The sequence below is a fragment of the Amycolatopsis echigonensis genome, from assembly GCF_014174495.1.
Classification (GTDB): Bacteria; Actinomycetota; Actinomycetes; order Mycobacteriales; family Pseudonocardiaceae; genus Amycolatopsis; species Amycolatopsis echigonensis.
The window spans coordinates 1-24,858 of the sequence record NZ_JACJHR010000106.1 but is presented as its reverse complement, the minus strand read 5'-3'; the positions used below and the strand labels follow the sequence as shown (position 1 = coordinate 24,858).

The window sequence follows — 24,858 nt, the reverse complement described above, 5'->3', positions numbered from 1 at the left end:
GGGCCGGGCGGAGGGGGCGGGGGGGGGGGGCGGGGGGGGGGGGCCGCGGGCCGCCGTTGGTGTGGAGAGGTGCCGAAAGCCTCTACTCTCGGTGGGCGCGCCGAACGTGTGAGGGACCGGCGCGGCGGAGGCCCTAACCCAGGTGGGTTAGCGGCAATGGGTGAGTTGCGTGAACGCCGCCCTCGCGAGCCCGCTGTGCCGATCGTCCGCCGAGCATCGGTTAATGCCGTTCACCCGGACTCTCGTCCGGGGTGCTATTGCCGTGTCGCCGTTATCCGGCAGGCGCGCGGAAGATCAGCGCAATTCGCCGCCGAGGGTGGTCGGGCAACGCGAATTCGCTCCGTACAGATCGCGCCTCGCGAGGATTCCCGTCCGGAGATCTCCGCCGCCACGCCCAGGTCGGCGCGCACATCCGTCGACAGCTCGCCAATCGGCCGAACATGAAGGCCAGATGAACGGCGGAGAAAACCCGAACCCTATTCGTCTCGGAAGCGCCTCCGCGCGGCGATAAAGAGCGGGAAATGTTCGAGGCCGCTCGGCGCTTGCGGTTTTCGCTGCGCCGAGCGGCCTCGTCTCCCCGGTCCCCACCGGTACGACAAGTATGGCGGCCATTGATCTTCCCGCGCCAGTCGTCTCACTCGATCGTGGTGCACAGCACCCGGGCCCAGTGGGTACCTGTCCTGCGACCCGGTGCGACAGGACGGTGCCGGAATCCACGTCGAACCGCGGCGAAGGGAGCCAGCGTGGGTGAACAACTCAAGGACGGACTCGGACAGGCCTGGAATCTGGTGGCCACGTTCGTCCCGAAACTCGTGGGTTTTCTGATCATCCTCTTGATCGGCTGGCTGATCGCGAAAGCCGTCTCCAAAGCCGTCGGGCTTGTTCTCGGAAAGCTCGGTTTCACGAGGATGGTCGAGAAGACCGGGCTGACCGGAATGGTGAAGGGCGCGAATCTCGACGCCACCGCCGTGCTCGTGAAACTCGTCTACTACTTCATTCTGCTGATCGCGCTGCAGCTGGCGTTCGGGGTGTTCGGGCAGTCGAACCCGGTGAGCCAGCTGCTGAACGACATCATCGCGTTCCTGCCGAGGATCCTGGTCGCGGTGGTGCTGATCATCGTGGCCGCGGCGATCGCGAAGGTCGTGCGGGACGTCGTCGCGGGCGCGCTGTCGGGCCGGCCGGCCGGACGGCTGCTCAGCACGGTCGCGTACTGGCTGGTGATGGCGTTCGGCATCATCGCGGCGCTCGGCCAGGTGAACATCGCGACGACGGTGACCGGCCCGCTGCTGATCGCGGCGCTGGCGACCGCGGGCGGCGTGATCGTGGTCGGCTTCGGCGGCGGCCTGATCAAACCGGCCCAGCAACGGTGGGACGGCTGGCTGTCGAACCTGCAGGGCCAGCTCGGTTCGGGCTCGGCCCCCGGTTCGCGGGAGCCGGGCCAGGTGAGCGGGCAGCACGCGCACGCCGGGCAGACCCGGACGGCGAGCTACCCGCAGTCGCAGTCGGGCAGCCTTCCGCAGCCCGGCGAGCAGACCCGCCAGATGCCCGCGGACGGCGGACGCCCGCCGGAGCCGCCGACCCCGCCGGCCGGCTTCGGGCGCGTGGAGCGCTGAGCCGGTACCGGCGGCGAGGGCGACCTGGCGACGTCCGCGGGCTGATCCGCGGGCACTCGCTGGTGCCCGGGCCGTGCTGCTGACCGGGGTCGGACCCGGTCGGTCGCTTCGCTGACGGCCTTTCCCCGATCCGCGGATCGGGGTTGAGCAAGGGGCCGCGTTGCTTCGGCAGCGCGGCCCCTCGGCCTGTCCGCGACCTTGATTCATTCGCGTCAGCCCGGCAACGGAAAGGCCGGGCCAGCCACCTGGCGTCCGGCTCCGGGCCGTTGCCAGGTCCGGCCTCGGCGTCCACTCCGCGGGACTGTCCGCAGTCTCACATCGGCACGGGAATGGCGGCTCCGTGTTGCATGTTGGGAGGCGTAGATCGGAAGGGGTGCCGACGTGGACTTCCTGTTGCACCACGGCGTGACCGTGTTCGGGCAGTGGATCTCGATTGCCGAGCTGGCGGGGCAGGTGTTCGCGCTCGCGGTCGTGTTCCTCGCGCAGCGGCGGACGCTGTGGACCTGGCCGGTGCAGGTCGGCGCGACCGTCCTGCTCTTCGCCGTTTACGCGTCCGCGCACCTCGGCGGCCTCGCCGGACGGCAGGTCGCGATCCTGCTCATCTCGCTTTACGGCTGGTGGGCCTGGAATCGCCGGACCGACCCGGTGTACGGCGTCGCCGTGCGCAAGGGCCGCTGGACCGAGCGGGCCGCGATGCTCGGCGCGTTCGGGCTGGGCACGGTCGCGATGGCGCTGACCCTGCAGGCGCTCAACGCCTCGTGGGCACCCTGGCCGGATGCCGCGATTTTCGTCGGGACACTCGTCGCGTTCACCGCGCAGGGCGTCGGGCTCGTGGAGTTCTGGGGCGTGTGGCTGGTGGTCGACGCGATCGGCGTGCCGCTGCAGATCAGCTCCGGCCTGTACTTCTCGGCCGCCATCTACATCGTCTTCGCCGCACTCGTGATCCACGGCTGGATCAGCTGGAACCGCTCGGCGCGCACCGCGGTGGCCGGCGAGAAGGCCGTCGCCGCGGCGCGCTGAGGTCAGGCGCCGAGCGCGAGTCGGCCGTCCGGTGTCAGCTCGGCCCGCGTCCACTGCCCGACCGTGCCGCCCGGCGCGGACACCGGGCGGACCAGGCCTTCCCGGACGAGGGCGTGCGCGGTCGTCTGGTCGCAGCACGGCAGGCCGTCGACCCTCAGGTCCGGTTCGCAGCTGCGGGTGAGTTCGGCTCGACCGGCGGCGATCGCGCGCAGCATCGCCAGCTCGCGGCGGTTCAGCGGAACGGACATGGCCTTCTCCCTCGGACGATCCGAAGGCAGGAGACGTGATGTCCGTCACTGGATACCGGATTACGCCGACTGTGCCAGCCGGGCCGGAAAGTCCGTGAAGGACTCCTTGGCGGAATCAGATTCCCGCAAGGAGTCCCTCACGGGCTGGGGTTCAGCGGAGCGTCGCGTGCGTGGGACGAAGGTCGTCCACCCGCCGGACCCCGAGCAGCTGCATCGTGCGGATCATCTCGGTGCGCAGGATGTCCACGCAGCGCTGCACGCCGCGCTCGCCGCCGGCCATCAGGCCGTACAGGAACGCGCGGCCGATCAGCACCGCGTTCGCGCCGCGGGCGAGCGCGGCCACGATGTCGCCGCCGGACAGGATGCCGGTGTCGACCCAGACCTCGGCGCTGTCCTGGATCTGGTCCAGTGCCGCGGGCAGCAGTTCGATCGGCGTCGGAGCGCGGTCGAGCTGGCGGCCGCCGTGGTTCGACAGCAGCACCGCGTCCGCGCCGTGTTTCACCACGTCGCGCGCGTCGTCGACGTTCTGCACACCCTTGACCACCAGCTTCCCCGGCCAGGTCTGGCGCACCCAGTCGAGGTCGTCGAAGTTCAGCGTCGGGTCGAACAGCTTGTCCAGCAGTTCCGCGACGGTGCCGCCGAACCGGTTGAGCGACGCGAAGTTCAGCGGCTCCGTGGTCAGCATGTTGAACCACCACGCCGGGTGCATCGCGCCGTCCACGAAGGTCTTCAGCGTGATCGCGGGCGGGATGGTGAGCCCGTTGCGGACGTCGCGCAGCCGCTGGCCCGCGACCGGGGTGTCGACGGTCAGCAGGAGCGTGTCGTAGCCGCTCTCCCAGGCGCGATTCATCAGATCTTCGCCCGCGCCGTGGTCGCGCCACACGTATAGCTGGAACCATTTGCGCGCGTCCGGTGCGGCCGCCGCGAGGTCCTCGATCGACGTGGTGCCCATCGTCGACAGCGCCATCGGCATGTTGTTGCGCTGCGCCACGCGGGCCACCGCGCGTTCGCCCTCGGTCTGCATCATCCGCGTGAACCCGGTGGGCGCGAACGCGAACGGCAGCGCCGAGCGCTTCCCGAGGATCTCCCTGCTGGTGTCCACATCGGACACTCCGCGCAGCACGTTGGGCTGGAATTCCACGCGGCGGTAGGCCTGCCGGGCACGGCGCAGGCTGTCCTCGAGCTCGGCGGCGCCGTCGGTGTAGTCGAACGCCGCGCGCGGGGTGCGCTTGCGCGCGATCATCCGCAGGTCGGCGATCGTGTGCGCGCCGGCCAGGCGCCGGTCAGTCGGGTTGAGCACGATCGGCTTCGGCCGCAGGATCTCTTTGAGCTCGCTGGGCCGGGGCAGGCGACGCTGGGTCACGCTCGACCACCTTTCGTCAGGCATCCGGGATACATCCGATGTCTAGCTTAAAGTAGGGGCCCCTCCGGGACAGTGTCCGTCCCGGAGGGGCCTCTCGCGACCTTCAGCCGGTCAGGGCGACGCGGTCAGGCTCCGCTCACGCGTTTCCGGAGTCGGACGTCTGCGGCCCCGCGGCCGCCACGTCGTCGAGCCGGTAGCGGCGCGCCGCCTCGGCGACCTTCGCCTGGTCGAACTCGCCGCGCTTGGCGAGCGCGGACAGCGCGCCGACGGTGATCGACTCGGCGTCCACCAGGAACTTGCGCCGCGCGGCCGGGCGGGTGTCGGAGAAGCCGAACCCGTCGGTGCCGAGCGTGAGCATGTCGGTGGGCACCCACGGGCGGATCATGTCCGGCACCGCGCGCATCCAGTCCGAGACCGCCACGACCGGGCCGGAAACCTCCGACAGCTTCTGCGTGACGTACGGAATCCGGGGCGTCTCGTCCGGGTGCAGCAGGTTGTCGTGGTCGATCTCGACCGCTTCGCGGCGCAGTTCGCCCCACGACGTGGCCGACCACACCGCGGCCCGCACGCCCCACTCCTCGGCCAGCATCTTCTGCGCCTTGAGCGCGTCCGGCATCGTGACGCCGGAGACCAGCACCTGCACTTCCGGGCCGTCGCCGCCGGGCGCGTCGGCGTACCGGTAGAGGCCCTTGAGCACGCCGTCGACGTCCAGGTTCTCCGGCTCGGCCGGCTGCTGGTAGGGCTCGTTGTAGATGGTGATGTAGTAGAAGATGTTCTCGCCGTTGCCGTCCGGGCCGGTCTCGCCGTACATCCGGCGCAGGCCGTCCTTGACGATGTGCGCGATCTCGAACGAGTAAGCCGGGTCGTAGGCCACCACGGCCGGGTTGGTCGCCGCCAGCAGCAGCGAGTGCCCGTCCGCGTGCTGCAGGCCCTCGCCGGTCAGCGTGGTGCGGCCGGCGGTGGCTCCGAGCACGAAACCGCGGGCCATCTGGTCCGCCGCGGCGTACAGGCCGTCGCCGGTGCGCTGGAACCCGAACATCGAGTAGAAGATGTAGATCGGGATCATCGGCTCGCCGTGCGTCGCGTACGACGTGCCGACGGCGGTGAACGACGCGGTGGAACCCGCCTCGTTGATGCCCTCGTGCAGCAGCTGGCCCTTCTCGGACTCCTTGTACGCCAGCATCAGGCTCGCGTCGACCGAGGTGTAGGTCTGGCCGTGCGGGTTGTAGATCTTGGCGGTCGGGAACATCGAGTCGAGGCCGAAGGTGCGCGCCTCGTCCGGGATGATCGGGACGATCCGCCTGCCGATCTCCGAGTCCTTCGCGAGCTCGCGGATGAGCCGGACGATCGCCATCGTGGTGGCGACCTCCTGCTTGCCCGAGCCCTTGCGGACGCCCTCGTAGACCTTGTCGCCGGGCAGCACGAGCGCCTTGGCGGCCTTCGGGCGGCGTTCCGGCAGGTACCCGCCCAGCGCCTTGCGGCGGCCGCGCATGTACTCGATCTCCGGCGAGTCCGGGCCCGGGTGGTAGTACGGCGGCAGCTTCGGGTCGCGCTCGAGCTCCTCGTCGCTGATCGGGATCCGCTGGGTGTCGCGGAACAGCTTCAGGTCGTCGAGGGTGAGCTTCTTCATCTGGTGCGTGGCGTTGCGGCCCTCGAACGCCGGGCCGAGGCCGTAGCCCTTGATCGTGTGCGCCAGGATCACCGTCGGCTGGCCGGAGTGCTCCATGGCCGCCTTGTACGCCGCGTACACCTTGCGGTAGTCGTGGCCGCCGCGCTTGAGGTTCCAGATCTCCTGGTCGGTGAGGTCCTTGACCAGGTCCTTCGTCCGCGGGTCGCGGCCGAAGAAGTGCTCCCGGACGAAGGCGCCGTCGTTGGCCTTGTACGTCTGGTAGTCGCCGTCCGGCGTGACGTTCATCAGGTTGACCAGCGCGCCGTCGCGGTCGGCGTGCAGCAGCGAGTCCCACTCGCGGCCCCAGATGACCTTGATCACGTTCCAGCCCGCGCCGCGGAAGTACGCCTCGAGCTCCTGGATGATCTTGCCGTTGCCGCGCACCGGGCCGTCGAGCCGCTGCAGGTTGCAGTTGATCACGAAGGTCAGGTTGTCCAGGCCCTCGCCCGCGGCCACGTGGATCAGGCCGCGCGATTCGGCCTCGTCCATCTCGCCGTCGCCGAGGAACGCCCAGACGTGCTGGTCGGAGGTGTCCTTGATGCCGCGGTCGCGCAGGTAGCGGTTGAACCGCGCCTGGTAGATCGCGTTCATCGGGCCGAGGCCCATCGACACCGTCGGGTTCTCCCAGAACTCCGGCATCAGCCGCGGGTGCGGGTACGACGGCAGGCCGCCGCCCGCGCCCGCGTGGCTGTACTCCTGCCGGAACCCGTCGAGCTGCTGCTCGGTTAGGCGGCCCTCGAGGAACGCGCGGGCGTACATGCCGGGGGAGGCGTGGCCCTGGAAGAAGACCTGGTCGCCGCCGCCGGAGTGGTCCTTGCCGCGGAAGAAGTGGTTGAAGCCGACCTCGTACAGCGCCGCCGACGAGGCGTAGGTGGAGATGTGGCCGCCGACGCCGACGCCGGGCCGCTGCGCGCGGTGCACCATGATCGCCGCGTTCCAGCGGATGTAGCGGCGGTAGCGGCGCTCGATCTCCTCGTCGCCCGGGAACCACGGTTCGTTCTCGGTGGGGATCGTGTTCACGTAGTCGGTCGACGTGAGCGCCGGGACGCCGACGTTGCGCTCCCGGGCGCGCTCGAGGATGCGCAGCATCAGGTACCTGGCCCGCTGCTGGCCCCCTCGCGCCAGCGCCTCGTCGAAGGAGTCCAGCCATTCGCTGGTCTCTTCCGGGTCGATGTCGGGAAGGTGCGCCGCGAGTCCGTCACGGATGACGCGTACGCGAGCCGGGGTCTCCTTGCCGGAGGCGCCGTCGTTCTGCGGGGCCAAGGGGTCTCCTTGTAGCTGGTTGTAGCCGTTGTAGCTGGTGGGCGGGAGTGCTCGCCGACGTCCATGGTCGTCCCGGTTGGGGTTCCCGTCACCTGTACTGCCCGGTAACATCGGCCGCCCGAGTGTCGCCACTCCCCGCGCACGGTGTATCGCGCGCGCGTTTTCTCTCCTCCACCCTAAAGGAGGCTCCCCGGGAGGGCTCCGCAGTGGTGGGGTACTGAGTGCCACCCGGAGTCGGGCGACGCCGCGGCGGGCCCCTACGCTGCAGACACGACTTGCCAAAGATCCGGTGTGGACGGTTGCGCGCAGCGCCGCGTCAGTGTTCGCTGTTCGACAACCGTGTATCCGAGTGCGGCGGACCTACCGCCGCGCTCCGTCGTAGTTGGAGGAGTGGAAGCAGTGGTCGCCGCGGGAGACGCAGGCACTGCCGGCGTCGCCGAGAGCCTTGGCATCAAGCCGGACATGGTGGTCCAGGAGATCGGCTGGGACGATGACGTCGACGACGACGTCCGCGCGGCGATCGAGGAAACGATCGGCGGTGAGCTCCTCGACGAAGACGCGCAGGAGGTCATCGACGTCGTGCTGCTGTGGTGGCGCGACAACGACGGAGACCTCGGGGACGCGCTGGTCGACGCGCGAGGCCCGCTGGACGAGAACGGCGTGATCTGGGTGCTGACCCCGAAGACCGGGCAGCCCGGGCACGTCGAGCCCAGCGACATCGCCGAGGCGGTGCCGCAGGTCGGGCTCGCCCAGACGGCGAACATCAGCGTGGGCCCGGGCTGGCTGGGCACCCGGCTGGTGTCGCCGAAGTCCTCGAAAGCCAAGCAGCGCTGAGGCCGCGATAGGGTGGGCGGGCACGCTCGTGTCCGCTCTTGGAGAGGAATCGCCGGTATGGCCGTCGAGGTCGGTTCGCAGGCCCCTGACTTCACGCTCAACGACTACAACAAGCAGCCGGTCACGCTGTCGCAGTTCAAGGGCGACAAGCCGGTCCTGCTGGTGTTCTACCCGTTCGCCTTCAGCGGGATCTGCACCGGCGAGCTGTGCCAGCTGCGCGACGAGTTCGGCGACTACGACGGCAAGGGCGTCCAGGTCCTCGGCGTCTCGGTCGACACCCCGTTCTCGCTCAAGGCGTGGGCCGAGCAGGAGGGCTACCAGTTCCCGCTGCTGTCGGACTTCTGGCCGCACGGCGAGGTGGCGCAGAAGTACGGCGTCTTCAACGACCAGGCAGGGCTCGCCGTCCGCGGCACCTTCCTGATCGACACCGAAGGCGTGGTCCGCTTCGCCGAGGTCAACGCGCCGGGCGAGGCGCGCGACCAGGCGGGGTGGAAGAAGGCCGTCGAGGAACTGACCGCCTGATTGTTTCGTCCGCCGGGGCGGGGTTTCGGTCCTGCTCCGGCGCGCGGGCGCATAGCTCAGCGGGAGAGCACTCGGTTTACACCCGAGCGGTCGCAGGTTCGATCCCTGCTGCGCCCACCGTGCTCGATCCGGCAAACCCCATCCGGTGAAGTCTTCACTGGATGGGGTTTGTTGTTTTTCACGCCGTTCCGGGGCGGTGGCGGCTCTGGGCTCGCCAGGAAGTCCCCGAACGCAAGAGAAAGCCCCTGGGCCGGGTCCCCCAATCCCGGCCCAGGGGGCCTTCTCGTTTCCCCCGCCGGCCCCGTCGGGCCTGCCCCCTCGACAGGCCCGGCCGCGGCGCTCTCCGCGGGTGTACGCGAGACAAGAGGCGGCTTCGGCGGTCCTGGATACTGCGTCAAACGGGTGATCTCCGTTCGCCGCCCTCACCGCGCGAGCGCGGCTACCTCGCCGGTCAGCCGGTCGATTTCCTTGTCGGTGTTGTAGTAGTGCACCGACGCGCGCACCAGGTCCGGCAGGCGGCGTGCGGTGAAGTCGTACTGTGCCGACGACGCGTGCGTGACGCTCGTGTTGATCTTGGCCGCGTTCAGCCGGTTCTTGATCTCCTCCGCGGGCAGTCCGTCGACGCTGAACGTCACGAGACCGCACTTGCGCGCGCCCGCGTCGTGCACGGTGACCCGGTCCACGTCGGCCAGGCGGGAGCGCAGCGTCGCGGCCAGGGCGGCGACTCGTTCTTCGATCGCGGGCAGGCCCCATTCCATCGCGTAGTCCACTGCCGCGCCGAGACCGAGGACGGCGGCGAAATCGCGTTCCCATACCTCGAACCGCTTCGCGGTCGGGTCGACGACGTACTCGGTGGGGGAGGTCCACGTCGCCGAGTGCAGGTCGAGCATCGCCGGTTCGAGGCGGTCGCGCAGTCGCGGGTGCACGTACAGGAAGCCGGTGCCGCGGGGGCCGCGCAGGTACTTCCTGCCGGTGGACGTCAGGGCGTCGCAGCCGATGCGTTCGACGTCGAGGTCCAGCTGACCGGCCGACTGGCACGCGTCCAGCAGGAACGGGATGTCCGCCTCGCGCGCGACGGCGCCGATTTCCTCGGCCGGGTTCACCAGGCCGCCTTGCGTCGGCACGTGGGTCACCGCGATGAGCTTGACGTCGGAGTCGATCCGGCGGCGCAGGTCGTCGACGTCGAGCTGGCCGGTTTCGTCGTTGCCCACGACCTCCACGGTCGCTCCGGTCCGGCGCGCGATCTGGAGGTAGGCGATGGCGTTGCTGGCGTATTCGGCGCTCGCGGTGAGGATCCGGTCGTCCGGTCCGAACGGCAGCGCGTAGAAGATCGCCTGCCATGAGCGAGTCGCGTTGTCGCTGAGCGCGATGTCGTCCGGCGCGGCGTTGAGCAGGCGCGCGATCGAGGCGTACACGCCGTCGATGCGGTCCTTGGCCTGTTCGGCCGCTTCATAGCCGCCGAGAAGGGATTCGGTGCGCAGGTAGTCGATCACGGTGTCGGTGACACGGGCGGGCGGGAGAGCGGAGCCGGCGTTGTTGAAGTGCGCGACTCCGGCGCACCCGGGCGTTTCGTGCCTGGCGCGGTCGACATCGAAAGTGCTGGCCATATGAACTGAATACAGTACGGGTGGACTGTGTGCAATACTCGTCGGCATGGGCAAGAGACTCATGCGCGGCGAACTTCTCGAAGAGATCACCGCGCGCGTGCTCGACGGACGGCTTCCCGCGGACACCCGCGTCAACGAGGTCCATCTGGCCACCGAGCTGGGTGTTTCCCGGACGCCGCTGCGCGAGGCGCTCATCGGTCTGGCCGATCGCGGGCTGCTCGTCGCCGCGCCGGGGCGGGGGTTCCTCGTCGCGCCGTTCGATCCGCAGGAGGCGCGCCGGCTGTACCCGCTGGTCGCCGAACTGGAAGCGCTCGCACTGCGGTGGACGTCGCCGCTCGAACTCGCCTCGCTCCCGGACGCGCTCGACCGGATTTCCGACGAGACAGCCGATTCCGCCGACCCGTCCGCGGCCGACGACCGATGGCACGCGCTGCTCACGTCCCGCTGCGACAACCCGCATCTGCTGCGCTTGATCGAGCAGACAAAGCCGTTGCTCAAACGCTACGAGACGGCATACTTCGGCGGGCGGGACCGGGCGGCCGAGAGCGTGGCCGAACACCGCGAAATCGCGGCGGCGCTCCGGGAGGGCGACCTGCCCCGTGCGTCCGCGTTGCTTGTCCAGAACTGGGTGAAAGCGTTGGCGTACCTGAAAGGGAGCTGATCCAGTGCGGGTTTTCGCGCATCTCTCCGACATCCACCTCGACGGCAGCGAGCGCGCCGACGCACGGGCCGCCGCGGTGACGCGGTACCTGCGCAACCTCGAAAAACCGGTAGACGCCGTCTTCGCCACCGGCGACATCGCCGATCACGGCCTGCCCGAGGAATACCGTCGCGCGGCCGAACTGCTGGACCTTCCGGTGCCGGTGGTGGTCTGCCCCGGCAACCACGACGTCCGCGCGCCGTTTCGTGAGGCGCTGCTGGGAGAACCGGCTAGCGACGCCCCGGTGAACACCGCGACCAAGGTGGCCGACGTGCTGCTCGTGTCGTGCGATTCGACGATCCCCGGCACGGGCGCGGGATACCTCGCGGACGAGACGCTCGCCTGGCTGGACCACGCGCTCGCCAGCCATGCCGGTCCGTCGCTCGTGGCGTTCCACCACCCGCCGCTCGACGTCGGGGTGCCGCTGGTGGACGCGATCCGCCAGACCGGCGAAGACCGGCTTGCCGCCGTGCTGAAGCGGCATCCCGGCGTGGCGGCGCTGCTGTGCGGACACGTGCACACCGGCGCGGCGACGGAGTTCGCGGGCGTGCCGGTGCGGATCGCGCCGGGGGTCGTGTCCGGATCACTGCTGCCGGTGGAACCCGGCGCGGGCCGCGGCTGGGACGAGGGCGGGCCGCTGGACTTCGGCACCCCGCCGTCGCTTCTGCTGCACGTGCTGCACGACGACGGCAGGCTGACGACGCATCAGCGCGCGGTCACCGCGTAAAGACCGGCAGCGTGACCCGCGACGGCCGGGCCTCGTCGTGGAACACCTCGAACCGGTTCGGCGTGCCGCGCACCGCGGACGAAACCCGTTCTCCCGTACCGTGATTGCGCGCGAACCGGGGGAACGCGCCGCCCGCGACCTGAACGCGCAACCGGTGCCCGCGACGGAAGCGGTACGCGGTCGGGTCGAGTTCCACGTCGGCCCGCACCACGCCGTCGGCGTCGGCCTCGGGCACGCCGGGACGCAGCCGCAGGATTCCGTCGGTGACGTTGCGCGAGATGCCGTTGGGGTCGACATCGCACAGCCGCACGTACACGTCGGCGTCGGGCAATTCGGCCCGCACGAACAAGGTGGCCGACACGTCGCCGATCACGTCGACGTCGTGCACGAGCGGTTCGCCGGTGAAGACCAGCACGTCGTCGCGTGCCTCGACCGCGGAATTGTCGCGCTGCTTGTTCTTCCCCATCAGCAGCGGACCGCCGACGCCCGGGGTCGGGTCCGCCGGGTCGTAGGCGAACGACGTGGGCAAGGCCGCGCCGGGCACCGTTTCGCCGAGGCCGCCGACCGGCCGCAGATGTGCGTGCGTGGGCTCGGAAGCGGGCGGCCAGTGGTCGAAATCGAGCCAGGCGGACGCCTGCTGCAGGAAGATCCGCACGGGGGAGCGCTGCAGCTGGGCGCGGTCGTCGGCGAGGTGCGCGCGCAGGAAGTCGAGCTGGTCCTGGATCAGCACGCGGAAGCTGGCCGGTTCGCCGTGCGACCACGGGCCGACGGTGATCCGCGGCGACCGTCCGGCGTCCTGCAGCGTGCGGAAGTCCCGCATCTGCGCGCGGATGAACAGGTCGTACCAGCCGGTGACCATGCTGACCGGCACCTCGAGCTTCGCGACTTCGGCGCTGTGGTCCGACATCTGCCAGAAATCGTCGTCCGGGTCCGCGTGCTCGGTGACGTCCTGCAGGAACTGCACCGGCTTGCCGATCGCCGCCACGTCCGCGCCCGCGATCGGCAGGTACGCCATCGCGTTGCGCGTGCGCCGCTTCTGCAGCGGATTCGGCAGCGCGGCGAACCGCTCCTCCTGCTTCCCGATCATGGCCGACCAGGACACCATGTTGTCCGCCGCGAGCACCCCGCCCGGATAGAACGTGCTGACGAATTCCGACGCGGTGATGCCGAGGCACATGGCTTCCAGCGGAGAATCGAGGTACGGGCCGACCGCCCATTGGGTGTGCCCGAGATAGCTCGCGCCCGCCATCGCGATCCGCCCGTCGCACCAGGGCTGTGCGCGCAGCCATTCGGCGGTCGCGATCCCGTCCTCGCGTTCGGTGTGGAACGGGCGGAATTCGCCTTCGGAGCCGAAGGTGCCGCGGGTGCTTTGCAGGACTGTCTGGAGACCGTGGCGGGCGAAGGTTTCGCCGAACAGCTTGGCGAGCGGGCCGGTGCGGCCGTAGGGGGTGCGGATCAACACGACCGGGCCGGAGGTCAGGCCGGGCGGGGTGTAGCGGTCGGCGAGGAGGTGCGCGCCGTCCGGCATCGGGATGCGGAGGCCCTTGGCGGCGATCGCCGGGCCTTCGGCGGCGGGAAGACCGAGCAGCCGGTCGACGATTCGGTTCAGCACGTAATCGAACGTACGCGAGTTGTTAGGGGTTCGCTTCTTCCTGCGGGGCGGCTCGTCGCCTGGCGGCGACATTGCAGGCGGGTGTGCGTGGGGCACCCCGAAGCCCGAGTGTGCTGACGGTTCGGGGGTGCTTGTCAAGGCGGGAAAGATGCCTTGACAAGCACCCCCAGACCGCAGGGGAGGCTTCGTATCGGGGTGCGGGGGAGGGGCTGGGCGCCTCGATGCGTTGGGTGCGCTGGTTCCTGTTGGGCTACGCGGCCAGCGCGTCCGTCACCCGGAGGGCTGGATTGCTGAAGGGGGCAAGCAGGTCCGGGTCGACTCCGGCTCGGGCCAGTGCTGCGGCGAGCACCGCGGGCCGGGCGCGGTCGCCGCCGTCGGCGATTTTCAGGGCTACTGCGGTTCCGTCTGGCAGCGCGGCGAGTTGCACTGCTTCGAAACCGTCCTTCGCGATCAGCCCTGGCACGGCTCGCATCAGCCGGGTGACGTCGCGGCGACTGCCCGCCACCAGATCCGAATGTTCCCGGATCCCGTTGGCCACCAACGATTCCGGCGAACCCTCAGGCGCAGTCGCGATTCGCGAAGCAGCACGCGCCAAACCCCTCAGGGAGAGCGCGAACAGCGGTGCGCCGCAGCCGTCCGTGGCCACTCGCGGCACGGTTTGTCCGGTCAGCTCCTCGACGGTCTCCCGGATCGCGCGCTGCAGCGGATGCGCCGGATCGAGGTAACCGTCGACGTCCCACTGCTGCTCCCGGCAGACGGCCAGCATCGCGGCGTGCTTGCCGGAGCAGTTGTGCGCGAGGCGCGACGGTTGCCGTCCGGCGGCGATCCAGGCGTCCCGTTCGACCGGGTCATACGGGAGGTCAGCGGGGTTGCCCAGGTCGGTTTCGGCGAAGCCTCGGCTCGCCAGGACAGCGGCCGCCGCCTCGAGATGCCGCGGTTCGCCGGAGTGGCTGGCCGCGGCGATCGCGAAACCGGCCGGATCGAGTCGCAGTCCGAGGCGGGCCATCGCGGTGGCCTGCAGCGGTTTCGCGGTCGATCGCGGGTACATCGCGACGTCCGGGTCGCCCGCCTCGAACAGCGTCGAGCCGTCGGGAGCGAGCGCCACGACGGAACCGTGGTGCACGCCCTCGACCATGCCGTCGCGCAGAAGGTGGACCAGCGGAACGTGCCGCGGGTCGCGCTCCTGCGGAGTCACGACGCCTCTGCCTTGTCGAACGCGCTCATGTCGATCCGCTTGCGCACGACGAACCAGCCGACCACCAGCGCGGCGATGATCAGCGGCAGCGCCAGCAGGGTGATCCGGCCGGTCTTGTCGAAGCCCATCAGCACGACGACCGCGGCGAGGAACGCGAGCGTCGCGATCTCGGTGTAGGGCGAGAACGGCAGCCGGAAGTGCGGCCGGGTCACCTCGCCGCGCTTGGCCTTGCGCACGAACAGCAGATGGCTCAGCACGATGATCGCCCAGGTGCCGAGGATGCCGACGGCGGCGAAGTTCAGCACGATCTCGAACGCGTCCTTCGGCACCACGTAGTTGAGCCCGACGCCCACGACGCACACCGACGACGTGAGCAGGATCCCGCCGTAGGGCACCTGGTTGCGGTTCATCACGCCGGTGAACTTCGGCGCGGACCCGGCCAGCGACATCGAGCGCAGGATCCGCCCGGTCGAGTACAGCCCCGAGTTGAGGCTCGACAGCGCGGCGGTCAGCACGACCAGGTTCATGATGCTGTCCGCGCCGGGCACGCCCAGTTTCGCCAGCACGGTGACGAACGGGCTCTGGTCGGCCGTGTAGGCGTTCCACGGCAGCAGCATCGCCAGCAGCACGACCGAGCCGACGTAGAACAGCGCGATCCGCCACATGATCGAGTTGATCGCCTTCGGCACGATCGCCTTCGGGTTCTCGGTTTCGCCCGCCGCGACGCCGACCAGTTCGCACGAGGCGTAGGCGAACACGACGCCCTGCACGATCAGGATCATCGGCACGATGCCCGCCGGGAACACGCCGCCGTGGTCGGCGATCAGCTGCGGACCGGGCACGTGGCCGTCGATCGGATGCTGCGTCACCAGCAGGACGATCCCGACGATCAGGAACAGCACCAGCGCGGCGACCTTGACGATCGAGAACCAGAACTCCATCTCGCCGAACAGCTTCACCGACACGAGGTTCAGCGACACCACTACGGCCAGCGCGATCAGCGCCAGCACCCACTGCGGGATCGGGGTGAAGAACGACCAGAAGTGCGCGTACAGCGCGATGGCGGTGATGTCCGCGATGCCGGTGGTCGACCAGTTGAGGAAGTGCATCCAGCCCGCGACGTACGCGCCCTTCTCGCCCATGAACTCGCGCGCGTAGGACACGAACGCGCCGGACGACGGACGGTGCAGGATCAGTTCACCGAGCGAGCGCACCACGAAGAACGCGAAGAGCCCGCACACCGCGTACACGATCGCGAGCGCCGGACCGGCTTGCGCGAGCCGCCCTCCCGCTCCGAGGAACAGACCGGTCCCGATCGCGCCGCCGATGGCGATCATGTTGATGTGCCGGGATTTCAGCGCCTTGCGGTATCCGGCGTCGCCCGCGTCGGCGGTGTCCGCCTCGGCAGTCGTGGGCAGGGTTTCTTCAGTCACGCGGTGGTACCTGTTTCTGCTTCGCCGGCGCGCGCCGGTCGTACGATCGTGGTCAGGGTCTTCTCGACGTGATCGAGATGCTCGGTCATCGCGGCCGCGGCCGCGTCTTCCTCGCCTTCGGCGATCGCCGTGACGATGCGCCGGTGCTCGACGTTCGACTGGGTCCGCCGCCCGCCGAGCTGGTTCAGGAACGCCGACTGGCGGGCCAGCGCGTCGCGGATCTCTTCGATCACCTTCGCGAACACCGGATTGCCTGATGCCCGCGCGATCGTGACGTGAAACTGTGAGTCGAGCGCCACCCACGCGGCGTCCCGGGTCTCGGCGTCCATCCGGTCGACGAGATCGGCGAGCAGGGCGAGCTGGTCGGCATCGCGGCGGCGCGCGGCGTATCCGGCCACCGGGACCTCGACGTGCCTGCGCACCTCGACCAGGTCGCGGGCCGAGTAGTCGCCGAACGTAGGGTTCTCCGGCGGGCCGCTCGCGGTCACGAACGTGCCGCGGCCGGTGCGCGACACGGTCAGCCCGAGCGCCTGCAGCCCGCGCAGCGCCTCGCGCACGACCGAGCGGCTGACCTCGAACTCCCTGCTCAGCGCGGCCTCGGAGGGCAGCTGGTCGCCGACCGCGTACTCGCCCTGCTCGATCGCCTGCCGCAGATGGGCCAGGACGGCCTCCATCGCGCTGACGCGCCGGGGGAGCGGTCCGGCTGCCCGGCTGTCAGACAGGTTCACGCGACGGATAGTCGGTTCCGGCCCGGCCGCTGTCAAGCGACGCCATGGCCCCTTGCTCGGCGGTTGTGGCTTGGTTCACGCTCCCGGGTGACTCTGAGCGGTGCGGCTCCCGGCGGCCCCGGTTTTTGTCGGTGCCGGGTGCGACCGTGTCCGGGCAAGCGAGTCAGGAGAGCGTTCCCGGTGATCATCGCCGGGAACGCGGCAGGCCCTGCCGCCCGGCGCGTCGGGGCCGGGCCCGGCGGGTTCGGAGGGAGGATGGAGCCGGAGCGCCCAACCGCGGCGCTCCTGCCGCGGCGGACTAGGGTGGGCAGCCCGGGCCCGCCGCGTCGACCGGAGCCGGGAAGCCGTCTGCCTAGGGGAGGTTTTCGCTGGTGTCGAACGATTCTTTCGTCCACCTGCACGTCCACACCGAGTACTCCATGCTGGACGGTGCGGCGAAGATCGGACCCCTGTTCGAGGAGGCGGCCCGGCTGGGGATGCCCGCGGTCGGGATGACCGATCACGGCAACATGTACGGCGGCGACGAGTTTTACCAGACGTCGAAGAAGCACGGGATCAAGCCGATCATCGGGATCGAGGCGTACATCGCGCCGGAGAGCCGGTTTCACAAGAAGCCGGTGTTCTGGGGGCAGGCGTCGCAGCGGGGGTCGGACGAGTTCGGCGAGGGCGGCGACGTCTCGGGCGGCGGTGCGTATACGCACATGACGATGGTGGCGGGGAACGCGACCGGGTTGCGGAATCTGTTCAAGCTGTCGTCGCTGGCGTCGATCCAGGGGTATTACCGCAAGCCGCGGATGGACCGGGAGCTGATCGCCGAGAACGCCGAGGGGATCATCGCGACGACGGGCTGCCCGTCGGGCGAGGTGCAGACGCGGTTGCGGCTGGGGCAGCGGGAGGCGGCGATCCAGGCGGCCTCGGACTACAAGGACATTTTCGGGGCGGGCAACTTCTATCTGGAGCTGATGGACCACGGGCTGCCGATCGAGCGGTCGGTGCGCGAGGGGCTGCTGGAGATCGGGAAGCTGCTGGACCTGCCGCCGCTGGCGACGAACGATTCGCATTATGTGACCAAGGACCAGGCGGACACGCACTCGGCGCTGTTGTGCGTGCAGGCCGGGAAGACGCTGAACGACCCGACGCGGTTCAAGTTCGACGGGGACGGCTACTTCCTGAAGTCCGCGCAGGAAATGCGCGAGTACTGGGACAAGGAGGTCCCGGGGGCGGCGGACAACACGCTGCTGATCGCGGAGCGCGTGGAGTCGTACGAGGACGTGTACGCGCACAAGGACCGGATGCCGGTCTTCGACGTCCCCGAGGGCCACACCGAAGCCAGCTGGCTGCGGCACCAGGTCGCCGAGGGGCTCAAGTGGCGGTTCCCCGAGGGCATCCCGGAGGGCTACGAGGAACGCTGCGACTACGAGCTCAACGTCATCGAGGGCAAGGGCTTCCCGGCCTACTTCCTGATCGTCGCCGACTTGATCCAGCACGCCCGGGAGGTCGGCATCCTGGTCGGCCCCGGCCGCGGTTCCGCGGCGGGCGCGCTCGTCGCGTACGCGCTCGGCATCACGAACCTCGACCCGATCCCGCAGAAGCTGCTGTTCGAGCGGTTCCTGAACCCGGAGCGCATGTCGATGCCCGATATCGACATCGACTTCGACGACCGCCGGCGCGGCGAGATGATCCGGTACGCCACCGAGAAATACGGCGCGGACCGGGTCGCGCAGGTGATCACCTTCGGCACGATTAAAACCAAGGCGGCGATCAAGGACTCCGCCCGCGTGCACTTCGGCCAGCCCGGCTACTCCATCGCGGACCGGATCTCGAAGGCGCTGCCGCCGCCGATCATGGCGAAGGACATCCCGCTGTCGGGCATCGTCGACTCGAAGCACGAGCGCTACGCGGAGGCGGCCGAGGTCCGCACGCTGGTCGAGACCGACGAAGAGTGCAAGACGATCTTCGAGACCGCCCGCGGCCTCGAGGGCCTGATCCGCAACGCCGGCGTGCACGCCTGCGCGGTGATCATGTCGAGCGAGCCGCTCACCGACGCGATCCCGGTGTGGCAGCGCGACGACGGCTCGATCATCACCGGCTGGGACTATCCGTCGTGCGAGGCCATCGGCCTGCTGAAGATGGACTTCCTGGGCCTGCGCAACCTGACCGTCATCGGCGACGCGCTGGACAACATCAAGGCCAACCGCGGCGAGGAGATCGACCTCGACCGGCTCGGCTTCGACGACCCGGAGGCGTACAAGCTCCTCGGCCGGGGCGACACGCTCGGCGTGTTCCAGCTCGACGGCGGCGCGATGCGCGACCTGCTGCGGCGCATGCAGCCGACCGGGTTCGAGGACATCATCGCGGTGCTCGCGCTGTACCGCCCCGGTCCGATGGGCATGAACGCGCACAACGACTACGCCGACCGCAAGAACAACCGGCAGCAGATCAAGCCCATCCACCCGCAGCTGGAGGAACCGCTGCGGGAGATCCTGTCCGAGACCTACGGCCTGATCGTCTACCAAGAGCAGATCATGCAGATCGCCCAGAAGGTCGCGGGCTACACGATGGGCCGAGCGGACACGCTCCGCCGCGCGATGGGCAAGAAGAAGAAGGAAGTCCTCGAGAAGGAGTACGAGGGCTTCGAAGAGGGCATGAAATCGAGCCCGCTCGTCGAAGGCGGCTTCTCGCCGGAAGCGGTCAAGGCGCTGTGGGACACGATCCTCCCGTTCGCCGGGTACGCGTTCAACAAGTCGCACGCCGCCGCCTACGGCCTGATCGCGTACTGGACCGCCTACCTCAAGGCGAACTACACCGCGGAGTACATGGCCGCGCTGCTCACGTCGGTGGGCGACAACAAGGACAAATCGGCGATCTACCTGTCGGAGTGCCGCCGGCTCGGGATCAAGGTGCTGCCGCCGGACGTGAACGAATCGGCGTTGCGGTTCGCGGCCGTCGGGAACGACATCCGGTTCGGTCTGGGCGCGGTGCGCAACGTGGGCGCGAACGTGGTGGAGTCGATCATCAAGACGCGCGAGGAGAAGGGCAAGTACTCCTCGTTCACCGACTTCCTCGACAAGTCGGAGCTGGTGGCCTGCAACAAGCGGGTGATCGAGTCGCTGATCAAGGCGGGCGCGTTCGATTCGATGGGGCACACGCGGCTGTCGATGATCCAGGTGCACGAGGACGCGGTGGAAGCCGTGGTGCCGCTCAAGCGCCAGGAAGCGATGGGCCAGTTCGACCTGTTCGGCTCGTTCGGAGCCGACGACGGCGACGCGGCCGAGGCGGCTCCGTCGTCCTCGCCGCTCGCGCACCTCAAGTTCGGCGAGGAGGAGTACCCGCGCAAGCAGCTCCTCGCCTACGAACGCGAAATGCTGGGCCTGTACGTGTCGGCGCACCCGCTCGACGGGGCCGAGCGCATCCTGCGCAAACACGCGCCGAAGCCGATCGCAGCCCTGCTCGCCGACCCGCCGAAGGAGGGCGAGGTCGTCATCTCCGGCCTGCTCACCTCGCTCGAACGCCGGGTCAACAAAAAGGGCGAGCCCTGGGCGATCTGCACTGTCGAGGACATGGACGCCGCGATCGAGGTGCTGTTCTTCGCCAAGGCGTACTCGATGTTCGCCGCGGACCTGGTCGAGGACAACGCGGTGCTGGTGAAGGGCCGGGTCAACTGGCGCGAGGACAAGATGTCGGTGTTCGGCGGCGGGCTCGTGCCGCTGGACCTCTCCGAGATCGGCAACGGCGACGAGGAACCGCCGCTGGTGCTGCTGGCCGCCGCCGAGAAGATCGACCAGGCCGTGGTCAGCGAGCTGAAGTCGACGCTGCTGGCGCACAAGGGCGATACGCCGGTGCACCTCAAGCTCGTCGGCAAGAACCAGACGGTCTTCGCGCTTTACGATTACCCGGTGAAGGTCAGTTCGATGCTCATCGGTGAGCTCAAGGGCATCCCTGGGATCACCGCCAACACCTGATGACCGGGGCGGAGCCGGATCCCCGCCGCTGGCGGGCGCTCGCGGTGACCCTCACCGCCGGGTTCATGACGCTGCTGGACGTCAGCATCGTCAACACGGCTCTGCCCTCGATGCAGCGCGACCTGAACACGGGCGCGGGCACCATCCAATGGGTCGTCTCGGGCTACGCGCTCGCCTTCGGACTGGTCCTGGTCACCGGCGGCAGGCTCGGCGACGCGCTGGGCCGCCGGCGGATGTTCCTCCTCGCTCTGGCCGGGTTCGTCGCGACGAGCGCGCTCGCCGGAGCGGCCCCCGACCCGGCGACGCTCGTCGCCGCCCGGCTGGCCCAGGGCTGTGCCGCGGGGATGCTGACGCCGCAGAACAGCGGCCTGATCCAGGATCTTTTCCGCGGTGCCGAGCGCGGCCGCGCGTTCGGCATGTTCGGCGCGGTCGTCGGGATCTCCACCGCGGTCGGGCCGGTGCTCGGCGGCGTGATCCTCGCGCTGTTCGGCGACCCGGACGGCTGGCGCTGGGTGTTCTACGTGAACGTGCCGATCGGCGTGGTCGCGTTCGGGCTCGCGATGAAACTGCTGCCTCGCACGGACCGGCGGAAATTCCGGCTGCGCACGGAAATCGATTTCGCCGGGATCGCGCTGCTGGCCGTCGCGGTGCTCGGCGTCCTGCTGCCGCTCGTGCAATCCGAACGGGGCGGGCTCGGCCGCTTCTGGTGGCTGTTCGGGGTGGCGATCGTCTTCGGCGCGGCCTTCGTGTGGTGGGAACGCCGCGTCACGCGAAAGAACCGGCCGCCGCTGCTGGACATCCGGCTCTTCACCGGCACTCCGGGCTACGCGAGCGGCGCGGCGGTCGGGGCGCTGTACTTCTGCGGGTTCGCCGGGATCTGGCTGGTGTTCGCGCTCTTCTTCCAGCAGGGGCTCGGATACACGCCGCTGCAGTCGGGGCTGGCCGTCACGCCGTTCGCCCTGAGTTCGGCCGTGACGGCGGCTGTCGCCGGACGGCTCGTGGCCCGGTTCGGCAGGCGGCTCACCGTCGCCGGGCTGAGCATCGTCGCGCTCGCGCTGCTGTCGGTCGGAGTGGTCGTGCAGCTGGTGCCGCCGTCGGCCGCGGGGTTCGCGGTGGCCGGTCCGCTGCTGATCGGCGGGATCGGCGGCGGGATGGTGATCTCGCCGAACACGACGCTCACGCTCGAATGCGTGCCGAACCGGCTGGCCGGTGTCGCCGGGGGAGCGCTGCAGACCGGCCAGCGGATCGGCACCGCGATCGGCACGGCCGTGCTGGCGTCGGTGTTCGAATCAGTGGTCGCGACGTCCGGGCACCAGACCGCGCTCACCGCGGCGATGTGCTGCGCGGCCGGGCTCACCCTGGTCGCGCTGGCTTTCGCGACCCTCGAACTTCGCGCCCGCCGACGGCGGGCCATCCTGACGGAGGACCAGCAAGCGGCGCAGTCCGCAGCGAATATTCACCGAACGTAAGCTCGCCACGCTGATCTCCCCCTTCTCGCCGCCACCAGGTGATACTCCATCCGAGTGACAGGTGACCTTCGGCCCTAGTGCTACTCAGAGCAACCGAGTAGACCTTATGGAGCCTTCAGATCGACACTTTGGCTACCTACAGTGGCAATTCGTTCGATCGACCGGGGATGGGTCGATCGGCCGAGCGGCCCGGGAGTCCGAAGTTCCGGGGAATGGACACCCGGAGTCGCATCCCGGTACGAATTCGTCGGCGTCCGCGGGGGACCGTACGGCGAATCGCCGGGGCACTGCCCGGAGTGGCCGGCCGAGTGCGCGCGAAGGCAACGGGGCGGGCCCGGGCGAGGGGGAGCCGGGCCCGCCCGCCCTTCTCGGCTGGGCCTTGCTCGCCCGCGGGACGCTTGCCCCCCTTCTCGTCTTCGCGCCGAGGTTCGCCCTGTCTTGTCGTTGCCACACGCGGCTTCGGACAGCGGGAATGCCGGAGAGCGCTTGACCTTCCCCTTGGGACCGGCTCCACGCTCGGGACATTCCGAACGAGGGAGAACCCATGACGGACCTGCTGACCATCGGCGCGTTCGCGCGCCTGGCCCGCCTTTCGCCCAAGGCGCTCCGGCTGTACGACGAGACGAACCTGCTGCCGCCCGCCCGCATCGACCCGGACACCGGCTATCGCTGGTACTCGCCGGACCAGCTTGAGCGGGCCCGCAGCGTCGTCCAGCTGCGCCGGATCGAAATGCCGCTGTCGCGGATCCGGACCGTCCTCGACCTGTCGCCCGAAGCCGCGGCAGCCGAGGTCCGCGCGTACTGGGACGAACAGGAGCGGGAATGGCGCGCGAAGCAGGAACTCTCCGGGTTCTTCCTCGACCGGCTGGCCGGGAAGGAAACCCCGATGTACAACGTGTCTGTCCGCGAAGTGCCCGCGCGCACGCTGCTCACCGCCTCCGAGCACCTGACCGCCGATCGGATCGGCGAGTTCGCCGCCCCGCTGTTCGCGTTCTTCGGCGGCCCGTCGGTTCCGCGCCCGGAAGGCGCGCGGCCGTTCCTGCGCTACCACGGCGAAATCAGCAATGACAGCGACGGCCTGGTCGAGTTCTGCTGTCCGATCGACCCCGAAGGCGAGAAAATCGCCTTTCCGGAAATGACGCTCAGCGCCGACGACGCAGGCCGCGAGGCATACGTGACCGTGCTGAAGGCGAACATGATGACCGCGCTCGGGGCGGAGTCTCTGCACCGCTGGCTGGCCGACCACGACCTGCGGGCGGACTGGAAGCCGCGCCAGATCTTCCTGTGCGACCCCGGGCGGGCCGGCCTCGAAGACCCGGTCTTCGAACTGGCGGTCCGGCTGCGCTGAGGCGTCCGGTTTCACCCGGTTTCCGCTCCTCGGGGATGTCGCGCTCGCGCCGGGCCGTCGATCATGTTGGGATGGGCCGCGTCCCGCGGAAAGGGGAGCGCACATGGCCCACGAGTCGTTGCCGGGCAACCGGATCCGGGTGTGGTACCGGCCGATGCGGCCACGCGACAGCGCCGAAGGACACCGCGTCTCGACGCCGCTGGAGCTGCTGTTCGATCTGTGTTTCGTGGTCGCCGTCGGGCAGGCCGCCGCACAGTTGCATCACGCGCTTTCCGAAGGCCACCTCGGGCACGGGGTGCTCAGCTTCGCGATGGTGTTCTTCGCGATCTGGTGGGGCTGGCTGAACTTCAGCTGGTTCGCGTCCGCGTTCGACACCGACGACGTGCCCTATCGGCTGGCCACCCTCGTCCAGATCGCCGGCGGCCTGACCGTCGCGGCCGGCGTGGACAAAGCCTTCGAGGGCGACTTCACGATCGTGGTCATCGGGTACGTCCTGATGCGCCTGGCCGCCGTCACCCAGTGGCTTCGCGCGGCGCGGCAGGCCCCGGAAGCGCGCCCGACCGCGTACTTCTACGCGGCCGGCATCACGCTCTGCCAGATCCTCTGGATCGTCCGGCTCGCGCTGCCCGGCGCCTCGGGGCTGATCGGGTTCTTCGTTCTGGTCGTCCTGGAACTCGCGGTGCCGGTGCTGGCGGAGCGACGGTCGGGCACGGCGTGGCACCCGCACCACATCGCCGAGCGGTACGGGCTTTTCACGCTGATCGTGCTCGGCGAGACCGTGCTCAGTGCCACGAACGCGGTGAAGGAGGGGATCGCGGAGGGCGAGCACACCGGGGAGCTGGTGTCGCTCGCCGCCGCGGGCCTCGTCCTGGTGTTCTCGATGTGGTGGCTCTATTTCGACCAGCCCGGCCACGCCCGGCTCGAACGCGGCAACTCGCTGCGGACCGCGTTGAGCTGGGGATACGGGCACTACCTGATTTTCGGTTCGGCCGCGGCGGTCGGCGCCGGGCTGGAACTGGCGGTCGGCTTCGACAGCGGGCAGGTGCACGTGAGCGGCGTCGTCACCGCGCTGGCCGTGACGATCCCGGTCGCGGTCTTCTTGCTGAGCGTGTGGCTGCTGCATATCGGCCCGACGAACGAATGCCGTCCGATCGCGATCGGCTTCCCGGCGGCCGCGGTGCTCGTGCTGGCGGCGTCGTTCGGGCCGGCGCCGATCCACGTGACGGCAGTCCTCGCGGCGGTGCTCGTCGGGGTCACGGTGATCGCGACGCACGGGGAGCGTGAGCCGGGCTGACCGCCTTCGGGTCGGGGTGCCGGATCGACGCAGGTCAGCGGCTTGGCGCGAAAAAAGGGACCCCCCTGTTCGAGGGCTGTTTCGGGCCGTGTAATGTTCTCTTCGTCGCCAGGGAGACCGGGCGGCCGCCGGGGCCACGAACCAAGCTCCCACAGTAGTGGTAGAGTGGGTGGTCCCAAAACCTCCGGAGCTGAACCAGCCCCCGACGAAGCCTCGAGCTTCAGAGGGTGTAGAGTTGGACTCCGGAAAAA

18 protein-coding genes and 1 tRNA gene are annotated in these 24,858 nt (G+C 69.5%); 11 read left to right on the top strand and 8 right to left on the bottom strand.

The window, feature by feature from the left end; genetic code table 11:
- Positions 1-743: 743 nt before the first annotated feature.
- The gene (locus H5411_RS41015; RefSeq protein ID WP_183126930.1) at positions 744-1,613 is read left to right on the top strand and encodes a mechanosensitive ion channel family protein; all 870 of its coding nucleotides are present in this window, start codon (positions 744-746) and stop codon (positions 1,611-1,613) included.
- A 381-nt stretch (positions 1,614-1,994) separates the two neighbouring features.
- Positions 1,995-2,633, top strand: a complete 639-nt coding sequence (locus tag H5411_RS41010) for a nicotinamide mononucleotide transporter family protein (protein ID WP_101435042.1) — start codon at positions 1,995-1,997, stop codon at positions 2,631-2,633.
- A 2-nt stretch (positions 2,634-2,635) separates the two neighbouring features.
- Here the strand turns inward: H5411_RS41010 and H5411_RS41005 are convergent, their stop codons facing one another.
- The 3 genes from H5411_RS41005 to aceE form a co-directional block, all read right to left on the bottom strand.
- The gene (locus tag H5411_RS41005) at positions 2,636-2,881 is read right to left on the bottom strand and encodes a hypothetical protein (protein WP_101435041.1); all 246 of its coding nucleotides are present in this window, start codon (positions 2,879-2,881) and stop codon (positions 2,636-2,638) included.
- A 151-nt stretch (positions 2,882-3,032) separates the two neighbouring features.
- On the bottom strand, positions 3,033-4,244 hold the full coding sequence (locus tag H5411_RS41000) for an alpha-hydroxy acid oxidase (RefSeq protein WP_101435040.1): 1,212 nt from the start codon (positions 4,242-4,244) through the stop codon (positions 3,033-3,035).
- A gap of 136 nt (positions 4,245-4,380) precedes the next feature.
- Positions 4,381-7,176, bottom strand: a complete 2,796-nt coding sequence (aceE, locus tag H5411_RS40995; RefSeq protein ID WP_101435039.1) for a pyruvate dehydrogenase (acetyl-transferring), homodimeric type — start codon at positions 7,174-7,176, stop codon at positions 4,381-4,383.
- A gap of 399 nt (positions 7,177-7,575) precedes the next feature.
- Between aceE and H5411_RS40990 the strand changes: the two genes are divergently transcribed.
- From H5411_RS40990 to H5411_RS40980, 3 genes are all read left to right on the top strand, one after another.
- Positions 7,576-8,010 (top strand): DUF3052 domain-containing protein, encoded by a 435-nt coding sequence (locus tag H5411_RS40990; RefSeq protein WP_101435038.1) that lies wholly within the window; start codon positions 7,576-7,578, stop codon positions 8,008-8,010.
- Between the two features lie 57 nt (positions 8,011-8,067).
- A complete protein-coding gene (locus H5411_RS40985) occupies positions 8,068-8,532 on the top strand; it encodes a peroxiredoxin (protein ID WP_037362700.1) in 465 nt (154 codons plus the stop codon).
- A gap of 45 nt (positions 8,533-8,577) precedes the next feature.
- Positions 8,578-8,649, top strand: a tRNA-Val gene (locus tag H5411_RS40980).
- Positions 8,650-8,954: 305 nt separating this feature from the next.
- Here the strand turns inward: H5411_RS40980 and H5411_RS40975 are convergent.
- Positions 8,955-10,139, bottom strand: a complete 1,185-nt coding sequence (locus H5411_RS40975) for an aminotransferase class V-fold PLP-dependent enzyme (protein WP_183126928.1) — start codon at positions 10,137-10,139, stop codon at positions 8,955-8,957.
- A gap of 46 nt (positions 10,140-10,185) precedes the next feature.
- On the opposite strand from H5411_RS40975, the gene H5411_RS40970 reads away from it, so the two are divergent.
- A complete protein-coding gene (locus H5411_RS40970; protein WP_183126927.1) occupies positions 10,186-10,800 on the top strand; it encodes a GntR family transcriptional regulator in 615 nt (204 codons plus the stop codon).
- Between the two features lie 4 nt (positions 10,801-10,804).
- Positions 10,805-11,566 carry a metallophosphoesterase gene (locus H5411_RS40965; protein WP_183126925.1) on the top strand — a complete coding sequence of 254 codons (762 nt, stop codon included), beginning with the start codon at positions 10,805-10,807 and terminating at the stop codon, positions 11,564-11,566.
- Here H5411_RS40965 and H5411_RS40960 read toward each other — a convergent pair.
- The 4 genes from H5411_RS40960 to H5411_RS40945 all read right to left on the bottom strand — a co-directional run bounded on the left by H5411_RS40960 (position 11,556) and on the right by H5411_RS40945 (position 16,480).
- Positions 11,556-13,178, bottom strand: coding sequence for a CocE/NonD family hydrolase (locus tag H5411_RS40960; protein ID WP_183126923.1), 1,623 nt, complete (start codon positions 13,176-13,178; stop codon positions 11,556-11,558). The genes H5411_RS40965 and H5411_RS40960 overlap by 11 nt on opposite strands.
- A 250-nt stretch (positions 13,179-13,428) precedes the next feature.
- Positions 13,429-14,373 carry an asparaginase gene (locus tag H5411_RS40955; protein ID WP_101435032.1) on the bottom strand — a complete coding sequence of 315 codons (945 nt, stop codon included), beginning with the start codon at positions 14,371-14,373 and terminating at the stop codon, positions 13,429-13,431.
- On the bottom strand, positions 14,370-15,806 hold the full coding sequence (locus H5411_RS40950) for an amino acid permease (protein ID WP_183126921.1): 1,437 nt from the start codon (positions 15,804-15,806) through the stop codon (positions 14,370-14,372). Before H5411_RS40950 ends, H5411_RS40955 begins: the two co-directional genes overlap by 4 nt.
- Complete coding sequence (locus tag H5411_RS40945) at positions 15,803-16,480, bottom strand: FadR/GntR family transcriptional regulator (RefSeq protein ID WP_101435030.1); 678 nt, start codon at positions 16,478-16,480, stop codon at positions 15,803-15,805. The genes H5411_RS40950 and H5411_RS40945 overlap by 4 nt, the downstream gene beginning before the upstream one ends.
- Before the next feature lie 425 nt (positions 16,481-16,905).
- Here H5411_RS40945 and dnaE point away from each other — a divergent pair, with 425 nt between their 5' ends.
- The 4 genes from dnaE (at position 16,906) to H5411_RS40925 (ending at position 24,607) form a co-directional block, all read left to right on the top strand.
- Positions 16,906-20,496: a DNA polymerase III subunit alpha gene (dnaE, locus tag H5411_RS40940; protein ID WP_101435029.1), complete on the top strand. Its 3,591-nt coding sequence runs from the start codon at positions 16,906-16,908 to the stop codon at positions 20,494-20,496.
- Positions 20,496-21,965: an MFS transporter gene (locus H5411_RS40935; RefSeq protein ID WP_183126919.1), complete on the top strand. Its 1,470-nt coding sequence runs from the start codon at positions 20,496-20,498 to the stop codon at positions 21,963-21,965. The genes dnaE and H5411_RS40935 overlap by 1 nt, the downstream gene beginning before the upstream one ends.
- Before the next feature lie 544 nt (positions 21,966-22,509).
- The gene (locus H5411_RS40930; protein ID WP_183126917.1) at positions 22,510-23,313 is read left to right on the top strand and encodes a MerR family transcriptional regulator; all 804 of its coding nucleotides are present in this window, start codon (positions 22,510-22,512) and stop codon (positions 23,311-23,313) included.
- 103 nt (positions 23,314-23,416) lie between these two features.
- A complete protein-coding gene (locus H5411_RS40925; RefSeq protein ID WP_183126915.1) occupies positions 23,417-24,607 on the top strand; it encodes a low temperature requirement protein A in 1,191 nt (396 codons plus the stop codon).
- The last annotated feature ends 251 nt before the right edge of the window (positions 24,608-24,858 follow it).